10 protein-coding genes are annotated in these 12,412 nt (G+C 52.0%); 4 read left to right on the plus strand and 6 right to left on the minus strand.

Going from position 1 to position 12,412, the window contains the following annotated elements; translation table 11 throughout:
* Positions 1–12 precede the first annotated feature (12 nt).
* Positions 13–720 carry a hypothetical protein gene (locus tag L1A08_RS00980; RefSeq protein WP_238753220.1) on the minus strand — a complete coding sequence of 236 codons (708 nt, stop codon included), beginning with the start codon at positions 718–720 and terminating at the stop codon, positions 13–15.
* Between the two features lie 131 nt (positions 721–851).
* On the opposite strand from L1A08_RS00980, the gene L1A08_RS00985 reads away from it, so the two are divergent.
* Genes L1A08_RS00985 through L1A08_RS01000 form a run of 4 tightly spaced genes read left to right on the plus strand, consistent with a single transcriptional unit; the run spans position 852 to position 5,008 of the window.
* Positions 852–1,697, plus strand: a complete 846-nt coding sequence (locus L1A08_RS00985; RefSeq protein ID WP_238753223.1) for a hypothetical protein — start codon at positions 852–854, stop codon at positions 1,695–1,697.
* Positions 1,698–1,722: 25 nt separating this feature from the next.
* Positions 1,723–3,201, plus strand: a complete 1,479-nt coding sequence (locus L1A08_RS00990; protein WP_238753225.1) for a class I SAM-dependent methyltransferase — start codon at positions 1,723–1,725, stop codon at positions 3,199–3,201.
* 43 nt (positions 3,202–3,244) lie between these two features.
* Positions 3,245–3,991 carry a sulfotransferase domain-containing protein gene (locus tag L1A08_RS00995; protein ID WP_238753228.1) on the plus strand — a complete coding sequence of 249 codons (747 nt, stop codon included), beginning with the start codon at positions 3,245–3,247 and terminating at the stop codon, positions 3,989–3,991.
* Between the two features lie 45 nt (positions 3,992–4,036).
* The gene (locus tag L1A08_RS01000) at positions 4,037–5,008 is read left to right on the plus strand and encodes a hypothetical protein (protein WP_238753230.1); all 972 of its coding nucleotides are present in this window, start codon (positions 4,037–4,039) and stop codon (positions 5,006–5,008) included.
* A 501-nt stretch (positions 5,009–5,509) separates the two neighbouring features.
* Here L1A08_RS01000 and L1A08_RS01005 read toward each other — a convergent pair.
* From L1A08_RS01005 to L1A08_RS01025, 5 genes are all read right to left on the minus strand, one after another.
* A complete protein-coding gene (locus L1A08_RS01005; RefSeq protein WP_238753232.1) occupies positions 5,510–5,722 on the minus strand; it encodes a hypothetical protein in 213 nt (70 codons plus the stop codon).
* Between the two features lie 295 nt (positions 5,723–6,017).
* Positions 6,018–6,821, minus strand: a complete 804-nt coding sequence (locus L1A08_RS01010; protein WP_238753233.1) for a hypothetical protein — start codon at positions 6,819–6,821, stop codon at positions 6,018–6,020.
* Between the two features lie 162 nt (positions 6,822–6,983).
* Positions 6,984–8,744, minus strand: a complete 1,761-nt coding sequence (locus L1A08_RS22825) for an RHS repeat domain-containing protein (RefSeq protein ID WP_238753235.1) — start codon at positions 8,742–8,744, stop codon at positions 6,984–6,986.
* Positions 8,745–9,024: 280 nt separating this feature from the next.
* Complete coding sequence (locus L1A08_RS01020) at positions 9,025–9,312, minus strand: hypothetical protein (protein ID WP_238753237.1); 288 nt, start codon at positions 9,310–9,312, stop codon at positions 9,025–9,027.
* Positions 9,313–9,325: 13 nt separating this feature from the next.
* Positions 9,326–12,412: RHS repeat-associated core domain-containing protein (locus L1A08_RS01025; RefSeq protein ID WP_238753239.1), on the minus strand; the 3,087-nt coding region annotated here is incomplete at its 5' end.

The following is a 12,412-nucleotide window of genomic DNA, read 5'->3' on the forward strand; positions in this document are numbered from 1 at the left end:
ACTAAACACCTCTTACTGCCCCTCAACACCACGCTGCAAAAAGCCGACGTTGAAAGCTGATTCACGTCGACGGCCAGTATTCGTCACGTCTCCCCAGATGGTCGACGCCCCACCGATATGGCTCACCAAACTCGGGCAATGCACATAAAATGGCAATCCGCTACGTCGGCTCCATGCCCCTACGACCGAATCAATATTTCGACTGCCGTCATCGGGACCATGGTGGCGATGATTCAAAACTTCAATATCACTGAGAAACGCGCGGATCCCCGGATTGCTAAACACCAATGCCAATGCACCCCACCATCCCCAGCCTTCGTTGGTGATACCGAATCCACACCCAACTGCCAAAGTCACATGAGATGGACAATACAAAGAAACGACACCAACCTTCGGATCAGGCCACAATTGATTGTCGAGATACTCTCGCAACCCACGAGCGAGCACGACATCATCCTGTAAAACCATAAACGCATCCGCGTGAGGCGTTCGAAGATAAAGTTCGCTTAGCGCCAGATACCAGTTTGAGAACGCCCCTAACTTCTCATCACGGTCGGATCTTCCCAACGACACGAAGTCTGCTGGCAACTTAGTCCCGGGTTCAGCAAACAACCTCACATCGTGCCAACCCGCAAGAAACACACTGCGCACACTTGCCTCAAGCGTTAGAACACGCCTCGGGGCGGTCGTCATACCAACAGACCAGCGCTGGATGCTCACACACCCGTTCCTAACAGGAATCACGAAATTGGGACGAAATCGATGGAAACTGTGCAGAGTTTCACATATGCTTTCCATGTCGTCAACAAGCAGCTTTCCCGTCTACAAGCTTTTTAACACGCTACGAACAAATGCTTGCCGCAACCTGCGTCTACTTCAATCCTTGTGGCTACCAAAAACTCTTGACGAATTACAAAGTTTTTCGTGATAACTTTCGAGGATGCGATCTTTACGCGGCCGAACTTGCGTTTGATTCTCATTTCGAAACGAGTGCCGACTTCAGATGGCAGGCCAGCTCATCAAACTTCATGTGGCAGAAAGAAGCCATGATCAACGAAGTTGTTCGACGGCTTCCCGCCAAGTACTCATCAATTGCTTGGATCGACTGCGATGTGATCTTTTCCAATCGCCACTGGGTGCAAGAAGCCAGTGCCCTCTTAGAACTTCATCCTATTGTTCAGCTATTCGAAACTGTACACCAGTACTCTGATGAGATTGATGCCGATCCACTTCCTGGATTTGCGTTTTGCAGTCAACAGCAACTATCGGTCGTAGGATCCCCTGGGTACGCGTGGGCTGCCAGGCGCGAGTTCTTTCAGCAGAATGGCTTACCAACCCGACATATACTTGGTGGTGGGGATTCCCTGCTAACACTCGCCTTGGATCAGAGGCCGGCACTTCACAGTCCTCGTGATGCCAGTCCAGCAATGAAAGAATGGTATTTGGAATGGAGCGAACCGATACGGACATCTAGGCCCTCAGTTGGCGCGGTAAGCGGAACAATATTTCATTTGCCTCATGGTTCCATCTGCGGCCGAAAGTACCGCGAACGATGGTCGATCCTTGCACGCCACAACTTTGACCCACTGAACGATGTCAAACTTTCAGCTGACGGCATCTTGGAATGGGCGCATGCCAATGACACTCTAAAGAAAGACGTCAAGCGATACTTCTTCCAGCGCTACGACGACAATTGAAACAACAAGAGAGGGAGGATGATTTATGGATCGTGTGGCTATTCTCTATTTGCGCACCGATGTGACATGGAGAGTAATGTCAGAAGATACGTTCATGGACCAAGAGAGGCACCATCGGTCGACGATCCCCTTAACGCCACCGAGACGTCGTGAGATTCTTCAGCGTATAGAGCTTTGGAACCGCACATTCACCATGACGTACTTTGAATACCGTCAGAACATCAAAGATATCGCTGAACTGAATCGATCACACATCTGTAATATCGACCTCGTCGTCAGAAATCGCCATAGTGTTTCCCACGTGAAGACCTCTGAGGCAATCTTTATTCCCGTTGATGACGATGACTGGTTTCGACCGGATATCGTCTCCACACTGCTTCACAATAGCAACTCCGAGACAGATCTCATCAGTTGGCGTGATGCTATCTACTGCCCGACCCGGTACAGGAAAAATCAGAACGGAGAACGCGAGATCATTTTTCCACGCGGTCTCAGCGAACATGGTTTTGCAACCAATGCTTATGCAATTACTGCTAAAGGCTTAGATCGATTTTCTCCCGAAGATCAAGCCATGATGCTCGACAGGCATGGCACGGTTCTCAAAACCTTCCGAGCTTGTCAACCTTGCTTTTCACATATCATCCTCGAAGAACCCCAGAGCATTACCCACAAATCTCCAGCCTCCATCACAAAGCTTCAACCTATTTCAAGCCAAACAGAGCTTCTCGACCAAATGAGGACGATTTCAAGAGAAGACGAACCCGAGAGTATTTGCATGCCCTGGGCGAAGCCATATATTCGCCAGGCGCAACAACTGAACCGTGAGCTGATCAACGGATTGCGTGTCAACCTGCCTGAAACTCCTGTTCAACTGCAGCGGTGCCCGGCTAAACAACAGCCTCAGGGAATAGCACCCCGCACACGCTTGATGAACGAAATCATTCGTCGAAAGAGTTATCGATCCTATTTGGAGATTGGGTGCGGCAACAATCAACATTTTTCGAATATTGATGCTGTCCGAAAAATCGGCGTGGATCCGCGGCAAGGGGGTACCCACCGCATGTCTTCTGATGACTTCTTCGCCACAAATCGAGAAATCTTTGATCTCGTGTTTATCGACGGACTGCATCTTGACGAACAAGTAACGCGGGACATCCATAACTCTCTATCTGTTTTGAAATCGAACGGTTTGATCCTGGTTCATGATTGCCTGCCGCAAAGCCGAGAACAACAAGAAAGAATTCGCACTACCGGTTCATGGATGGGGGATGTGTGGAAGGCCATTGTTCGACTTCGCCAACGTCATGATCTGGATGTTGCCGTTCTCAAAGACTGCTGCGGAATCGGCGCCATACTTCCGCGTTCCAACAGTAATCTACTTGAAACCATTCCGGAATTGACTTGGGATGTCTTCGTCGGTGAACGAGACCATCTCTTGCGTATCTTGAACCCAGATGAGTTCTTCCAGTTCATACAGAACAACGAACCAGCAGCGACGCATTAGGCCATTCTGTCTGCTTACTCCGCAAGATTTTGAGCCCTATCTGATGTCCCAGCAAAACGCACTGAAAGACGGGAGCCCCCGCATTCTCTACCATGCCTGCCATCACAAGTGCGGAACGCATTGGTTCAAAAGACTGCTGCAATTGATCGCCCTTCGGTACGATATGAAGTTCTGCGCAGCAGCCGACAGTATACCGGTCTACAGGCCACTGATTCTCTTTGACCCGCAGAGCCGGATCGGCCCTCCTGTTAATCTCGAATACCGCGGAACTCACATGATCCGGGATCCGCGCGACGTAGTCATTTCTGGTTACTTCTATCACCTCTGGACAAACGAGGAGTGGGCGACACAACCTAACGTCGCCTACGGAGGCAGGAGCTATCAGCAGATGCTGCAATCTCTTGATCAAGAGGACGGGTTGATCGAGGAGATCAAGAAGTGTCGCTTCGTATTTAAAATGATGCGAGAGTGGGATTACTCCAACACGAACTTGCGCGAACTCAAATACGAAGAAGCTTTTAATGAGCCCGAGTCAACGTTCACGCAAGTCTTTCAACATTACGGCATCGGGGACGATGAACTCGAGAACTGCCTGCAACTATCACAGGAGTGCAGTTTTCAGGCGGTCGCCAAGAGACCTCCCGGCGTCGTTCAGGAGCAATCTGTAACACGCTCCGGCGAGCCAGGCCAATGGACACTCCACTTCACGTCGAGGGTGAAAGACGAATTCCGTCGCCAAACCGGGGACCTTCTCCAAGTTCTCGGTTACGAATCTAGTGCTGATTGGTGAGCGCACGTCATTTCTGTACCCGCTCTACTCAAGGCCACTCTCGTTATGCCCGAGCTTTCGCAGAAAATCAACTTGACATTACAGCGTCAACCGCAGTTTATGCACCGTTCCGGTTGGGCATTTGCACTCGAAGCACTTCGCCCTTTGCATTCTCCAAATGGCGTCCTCTTCGACAGCTTTCTTGAACGTACGTTTGGTTGGCACGAACAAGATGAGCTCTCACGTGGAATGATACCCTACCGTCAGCCATGGATCGGCGTGTTGCACAATCCGCCCAACATTCCTTCGTGGCACGATTTTCACAATTCGCCGCAGGCCATCTTAGAAAAGCGTTCCTTCCAGGATTCTCTTTCGAACTGCCAGGGACTCTATGTGCTCTCGAATTACCTGAAAGAGTGGTTACAACCACGGGTACCCGTCCCGGTTGAATCGCTCCGACATCCGACCGAACTGTCACCCCTCCAGTTCGACGTGCATCGCTTTCTCTCCCAACAACCTCGAAAGATCGTCCACGTGGGCTGGTGGTTGAGAAAGATCAGTTCGTTCTTTCGGTTGCCGCTCGAAAACCACCAGAAGATCTTGCTGAGGATCCCGCATCCTTACTTCGCTACGGTGCTCTCCAGGGATTTAGCCGTTCACAACGTTTCCGATGTCGAACGACGATCGGTCACGATCTCACCGTTTCTGTCCGAACAGGAGTACGATGAGGTGCTCGCTGGATGCCCGGTGTTTTGTGATTTGTATGACAGCAGCGCCAATAACACGGTCATCGAATGCATCGTCCGAAATACACCATTGCTCATCAACCCCCTTCCCGCCGTCAGAGAATACCTGGGAGATGATTACCCACTTTATTTCCGATCGTTATCTGAAGCCCGGCGGAAATTCGAAAGCTGCGATTTGGTCCTTAGCGCTCACAACTATATGAAATACCTCGATAAGGGAGAATACTCAGCCGAGTACTTCTGTCGCCAAGTTGCCAATTCAGCCATCTACCAGATCGAACCAGTCTCATAATCGCTTGAGGATAGTGAACAGGCAAATTTCCACAAGTCTTCTAGAGGCGAGGATAGCCACACTCGCGACAGTCTTACTATTTAAGTTGCAGCAACTACCCTCAATGGCTGGTGTACTATGCAGGCATCGAACTGACAATTCACGAGCAATGCCTGTACAACCCGAACATTGAGCTATCTCAGACGCGGTGGCATGCTCCCCAAACACTGATCCATGTGTTATGAGAGTCTAACTGGCCGTGTGGCCGAGGAGACTCAGATGAGCAGTAAGCGGAAGCGGCGTTCGCCAGCCCCAGACCAGTCCTGTGCCAGCATGCCACAGCGTCGTCAACACGAGTTGTGGATTACTCGCCTTGCGATGTCCGGAACGAGACGGGGGCTTGCGCCGCGACCGTGTTGCCGGGTTCCGACTGGCAGCATAGGTAGCCTGCAGATCGGCCGTCCGCGGCAAGACGCTTTTGCTGCCATCCACGCCGAACATCGCCCAGCCTTGGACTAGCCATTAATCAACGACTTGAGTTTGGATGGTCTGCCGGAACGCGAGCGTGATGGCCTCCAGCAACGGGGCAGTCCAGCGTTTGATCAGCTTCACGACCGCCTGATAACTTCCCGCCACACCGGTGGTGACCGCGAACAGCCGGAGCCCGATTTTGCGGGAATTCTCGAATCGCTCCGCCAGCATCGACTCATCCGACCAGGCCCAGAGTAAGGCCACACTGGCCAGCAGCCAGGGCGTCCAAGTACACTGGGGCTTCCAGGTTCACGGCTGAAAATCACAGTTCGCCAGCAGGCTATTGGGCGCCGCCAGCAACTGCGCGAAATTGAGAGAGAAGTCGCTGGAAACGTCTCGATGTGGCACGGCCGAATTCTTTCGGCAAAACGTTGGGCCTCAAATACCAAACTCTGTGTCACATCGAGATTTACGACAACCCCAACCGCAGGGTTAACGGCCTTGAGTGGCACCCAGCGCTGTGATTCAGCCTGTCTCACCATAAACGCACTCGCCACTCTCACTCTACCAAATATCTAATTTCAACTCGCGATTGGTCAACCACATACATCTCAATGAGCTGATGAGCTCCAACTAGCTCCTCTTCATCTCCCTTCACAGTGAGCACACACTTCTGTGTTCTATCAGACCCCAGCAATTCGACCCAGCTTCCAACCTGAACTGCATCCACAGAAATCGCTTTAAGAATAGCCTTCTCGACAATCATTTCAATCGACGCAGCATCGACCGAAGAGCCACTGACGTCGATCGACTCCAGATTGGATATCTTCGAGATCCACGCAGATGACCCTTTGATCGACACATTATCCGACACATCCAGAGTATTAAGGCATCCAAAATCAATCTCCGCCAGACCTGCGTCCGTGACAGACGTGTTTTGCACTCTCAGAACTTCAATACAAATGCCAGAAAGAAAAGGAAACGCAGCGTCGGACACTGCTGTATCGCTGACATCCAACTTCCTTAGCCCACGACACCTGTTCAAGCACACCATTCCCCTATCGGTAATTCCAGAGCCCTCAAGATTCAGAACCTCCACCACCCCTTGATCACCCAATGAGCACAGGAACTTATCTCCGACATCTGTTCTCCGCACACTGATTGTTCGAAATCGGTGACCGTGTACGATCTCTATCATCAATGCGTCATCCACATCTGCATCATCTAATAGTATACCTTCCACCTCCCTGATTACGCTCAATCCATACACGACTTCACGATCAACCCTCAGTCCTTTAAGGCTAATAATGTCGACACCGAACACCGCAGAAACAAAGACGTCACCGCTATCCTTCCAACCCACAATTCCTCCGCTAACAATGGCTGCACCACTCTCCCGCAACGAATATATCGCTAAACATCTACGTATGCAACGAGATGCACCCCATACAGAAAATACAACGCAACAGAAAACCGCAACATACAGCAGCCGAACCGCAATTTGTGCTCGCATACCAACGGGACCTCATATGCATGATGTATCGCAACGCGTCTTGTTAAACGTCCCCTCAATCACATCCCGCATAATGTCTGCCCACCCGCCACCAAGAGACTGAAAAGCATCCACACATGCAAGAAACTCACAGCATCCCTGACAGACATCAATGTTCCCATGAAATCCAGATGAATCGTCCAGGGGATTCCTACATGGCCCCGGAGTATCACATTTATTGGTCTTCTCATTGAACTCCAGACCGCAACCGCATGGATCGGGCCTCGGAGATGTCGAGTTCGCAGAACAACACAACAGCTCGGCAAACCACTCCTTTATCGCATCTGCCGATGCACCACCAAGACAGTCGTTGACACACTCGCGAATCTCTCTCGACGTTCTGGCTTGAGGGCAATTTTCAGCCATGCACTCGGCAATACCGTCCCCTGCTTTCCCTGCGTCTGGATAAGGATATTTCTCCAGACATTTGTCTTTATGCTTCAACTCATTACCGCTCGGGTCGACACCAACCAACGGAGAATCACCTACATACAGATAAAGACTAAGTGAATCTCGATAACGAACATCATCTCGACTCGACCACACCCCCAGAGAACAAATATACGAACGATTTCTTACGTAGTACAACAACATCATATCCACCTCGGACCTATACCCCGCGTAAAGATATTGCCACTCATAGCTAGGCGAATCTGACTCTTCAAACATCGGCGACAGGAAGGTTGGAACGCCATATGCAGAGTAAGTGACCCGCTGCTGTATTACCCCATCATGGCTACACAATGCGTTAGTGTTCCAATTGGCGTCTTGCAGACCATACAGCCGCTGATTAACACCCCCTACATCTCGATCACGCACCACAACATCGTCTATATACCTCATGCCCCAGACAAATTGTCTCTCAGCGTTCGTGGAATTGCCTATCCTCTCCTCTGCAACCTGCCACTTCTTGGGATCGGTATAATAGATGTGTCGGATCGACTGAGACACTCCGTGCTCCAGCTTCTGCTCAGCGCACCTTCGCCGAGCGCCATCGAATTCATACTGAATAACTACACTCGCTGATTGGTCGTCAATTTTTACCAAGTGATCCCAAGCGTCGTAGGTCGCCGTGTATGTTCCCGTCGCCTCAAACCCTTCCCACTCTTCCGTCGTAAACGCCTTCCACTCGTCAGAAGTAAATTGAGCCCAATCGAGACCGGACGCTTTGGCATTCGGAATTCTGATCATATTCCCATTGTGGTCATAACCTGGACTCGGCCAGTCTACTCCCACGCTCGCCGCGATCCCAGTGATTTCGTTCACCTCATTGTTGGTCCTACTTTGATTCAAATCCCAGCTGCCATCACCATTGCTGTCCTGCAAATACTTTTTCCAGTTACCTGTGGGATCAAGGGACCAGCACTCCGCAAATGTCTTGTCGGTAATCCCATCTTTCTGCGAGTTCAGAGTTCCTCGCTGTAGGTCCTTCAGGCGATGAAGGGCATCATAGCTGTAAAGCTCGTCGAAGTGCTTATCCAGACTTTCGGCAACGACGTTCTGCCGCCATATCCGATTGCTTACCCGGTCATATCCGTACTTGATGCGATCGACGTCACTTGCTGTGTTGTAATTGTACCAGCGACAGTCTTTGATCCGCCCGAAGCGGTCCCATCCCAAGTAAATATCACCCGTATCGGGATCATTGGTCCCCGTAAGATCCACCAACGTCCACTTGACCTCCGGCTCGGGAGAATCAGCGATCACAAACCCGCTTCCGAACGGAGAATTCACAGATCGGGCTGCTTCCCCCTCCCCCAGGTAACTGTAATCGTCAAGATGCGTCGAGGAGACATCGTCATCGACGATCGCTTTCACCCGGATGGCCGCGTCATCAATCCCTCCTGCTGCCCCTTAATCGTAGGTCAGCACCCGCCCATTGGGGTAAGTCATCGTCGTCTGCCGGATCGTGTTGTCGGCTCCGCCCGCGTATCCGTACTGGACATTGGGGTGTCGGTATTCACCATTCTGTTCTGAGGCCTGGATCTCGGTCGCAAGCCGTCAAGGAATGGGTTTACTCTGGGGGATCAAGCGAAAGAGTAACTCCACATTCGGGAGCGCTTTCCAGTATTTGATTTATTGCCTTCAAAGCAAAGTCCAAGCATTGTAATGCATTGACGCCATAAAATGGTGGAAAATCAAACTCGTCTCCAAGTTGAGGCCAATTCCGCAGGCTTGCCTGGCAAAAATAGTCACCCCCTCTCGACAAATCCACTTGTGGTGCTGCCATGTAAACGGTCAGCTGATAAGTGTTTTCGGAGGAATCCGTCACGTAGTAGGAGTCTTCAACAATATAATCCACCTAAGAGTATCCTTTATCTACAAAGGGCCTTGCAGTCATCGATGCATTTCCCATACCTAGTGAAAGCGTTTCGATGACACAGAGACCGTTTCTGCTTACTCCGGATTGAGCTGCAAGATGCAGCATCGAGCAGGTAGGCCGCATGACAAGCGGCAGCGCATGCTGCATATGCGGTCTCTTTCGCGATGTCTTCGGCGATTTGGATTGCGAGGTCGATACACGCGGGGGTAATCAAGCACGCCAAAGCAGATATCCCGAGAATGTCTGCTGCAGTCAACACCGCGACTCCACCTCCTATTGGAAGGGCCATGGGATTATGGCCGCTTGGATCCGTAAACAGCAGTGGGCTGTTTGCGCAGTAGCGGTACAAATTTGCCGTATCGCCATCAAACCCAATCGGATCCTCACTCGCAAATCGTCCCACTGCTGGGTCATACCATCGTGCTCGATAATAATAGAGCTCCGCCTGCTTATCCCATTCTCTTGCCGTGTATGAGTAGTACGGCGAATGGCTAGAATTGGTCTCATTCACGATCTCGCCATAGCTGGAGTAGACCAGATTGATATTCGTTGTCGTATCATTGGCTGATGTGTATCGAACGACATCAGTAATCGTGCCCAACTGCCCTGGTAGCAACCATAGGATCTCCGACGGTTGTTCGTCTGCGATCGGCTGATCAACGGCCGGACCGTGCAGGAACCGATGCAAATTTAATTCGCTCTCGTCGAAGATCAGTACGATATCTTCCAGCCCGGGCTTCCAGCCAGCGTCGTAAGCGATTCCTTGAGCTGAGTCGATCGTTCCGTCACCGTTTGCGTCAACCTGCCGCCGGATGCGGCGGTTGTTGACGTCGTAGGCGTAGAATATCTCTTTCGTTTTCGCGTCACCGCTGTTTCGGAATGTTACGGTCGTGAGACGATTGCGGTGATCCCAAGCATAGTCCACATAGTCACCGCTCGCCGTAGTGGTCCGCTTCACGCGGTTGCCTTCGTTGTCGTATTCGTAAACGTGCGTTCCGTCGGACAACAACTGATTATTCGAACCGGTTGAGTATCCGGTCATTGTGCGGTTTCCCGTCAGATCGTAACTGAAGTCCTCGTCGGCTTGATAATCGTAGTCCGCATCGAGCAATTCCCCGGCGGCGTCATAAGCGTATTCAGCAAATCCGTCAGGCACGGTCATGGAATCAATACGGCGGTTCGCGTCATACGTCACCGAATAGCTCGACAGCGTCGTGCCTCCCTTCGCATGAGTTTGACCGATGAGGCGCATGAAGACGTCATAGCTCAACTCCGTCGAGATGACGAGATTGGCCGTGTTCGAGGATTCGTAACGGATAATGCCGGTGTTGTAGCCGGGGCTGCCATATTCGAAGTCCACCCGCTTGTCAGACACGGCATTTCCGCCAGCTTGGCCGGCTTGTGTGATCCGTTCCATCCGCCCCAAGGCATCGTACAGGTAGCCGTTTCGGAAATCGTATGTGCCGTTAACGGTCGCGGACACGGAAGTGCGTTGTGATAACCGATTGTGTGCGAGCGTCAATTGCACAGTCGGAACCCCCGTCGTGCCTGCGTTGTTGACGGTCGCCAGCCGATTGCGTCCATCGTACGTATAGGCGAGACCGGTGGCAAGATCGCCTGTTGTCAGCACGCTCGATTCGACACTGTAGGTCGTGGTAATCGTATTGACGGTCGTCGTCCCGTCTTTCCAGCGCTCGACGGTGTTTCGGCCGAGATCATCGTACTCATACTCGGTCAGTCGGCCATTCCGATCGATTTTGAGAATGAGATTCCCAGCGGACCCGTACTCGTACGTTCGAGCATAATCCAGCTCATTGGTCTCTTTGACGACACGTCCGATTCCGTCGTAGCTCCACGTAGTCGTGTTGTCCTCGGCGTCCGTAAGCGTGAGTCGTGCCCCATTCACCTCATAACTAAAGGTAGTCGTCGCATTCAACGAGTTGGTTGTGGTCACCATCCGATTTAACGAGTCATAGGTACGTTCCTGATACTGTTCAACGTCAACCGGCTGCATCTTGATCACGTTGCCAGCGGCATCGTAGAAGGTATCGTCCTCCAGTCTTCCCCCGCTCAACTGTCCGGTTGCCGCATCGACGCCGTACTGGATCCTGCGATAAACACGCCCGCGATTATCGAATTTGGTTTCAAAACGTTCCACCAGATTTCCGCTGGTGTTGGTGTTGTAACGCTCGGAGATCACAGGACGGCTTAAATTATCGTGAATCGTCTGCTCGAAGTAATCGATTTCGCCATCGATCTCTATCCGACGGTTCCGGAAGTCATATGTGTAATTCGTCACGCGTAGATTGATGGCATCCGCATACTGCGTCTCCTGGGTTAGATTGCCATCGCCGCCATCCTGGCCGTCGTCGTAGACATTCGACGTGATGATCACCATATTATTGGCAGTCGTTGCCAGCAGCTCATCCCAGCCAGCGGCGGTCAGCTCGCCCCATTGTTCAGAGGTGAGGGTCTGCCAGGAAGGATTCGCCTGACCTCCTGACGGATCGGAGTTGGTGGCTCCGGTATCGTTGGTGCCCACCCAGCTGGACAGCACTTTGCTCCGCACACCGAACACGTACCGGTTGATCGTCCCACCCGGAGAGATCGTCGCAATTCGACGTTTCATCTCGTCATAGCGGTAGCCGGTCTCGGCGTAGTTTACCGATTTCAGCCCTTCGCCCGTTGACGGGATGTCGAAGTACGCCCGCTCCGACTGCACCTGGCAGCAGTTCGTGTACTGGTAGGTCATCCACCGTGTGTAGCTCGACTGCGCAAACGTGTCCGAGGGCTGCAACTTGCCGGCCGTGCTGCCGCGCGTCGCCTGGATCTGCTGCTGGATGTGCCCCTGCTTGTCCCAGATTGAGATCGAAACCGGGTTGATGAGCGTGTAAGTATAGCTGGGTGCTGAGCCCGTTGCGTAGCCTTGACCAGTACGGCGGATGTTGGACTCGGCGGTGCTCTCGTAGACATACCACGCGGCGGTGCGGATCGTCGTGGCTATGCCGTTCAGGTCGATCTCGTGCGAGGGACCCAGTGATTGCGTCATCCGGCCGCGGTCGTCATGCTCATAGTCGGT

The sequence above is a fragment of the Rubinisphaera margarita genome, assembly GCF_022267515.1.
GTDB classification, from domain to species: Bacteria; Planctomycetota; Planctomycetia; order Planctomycetales; family Planctomycetaceae; genus Rubinisphaera; species Rubinisphaera margarita.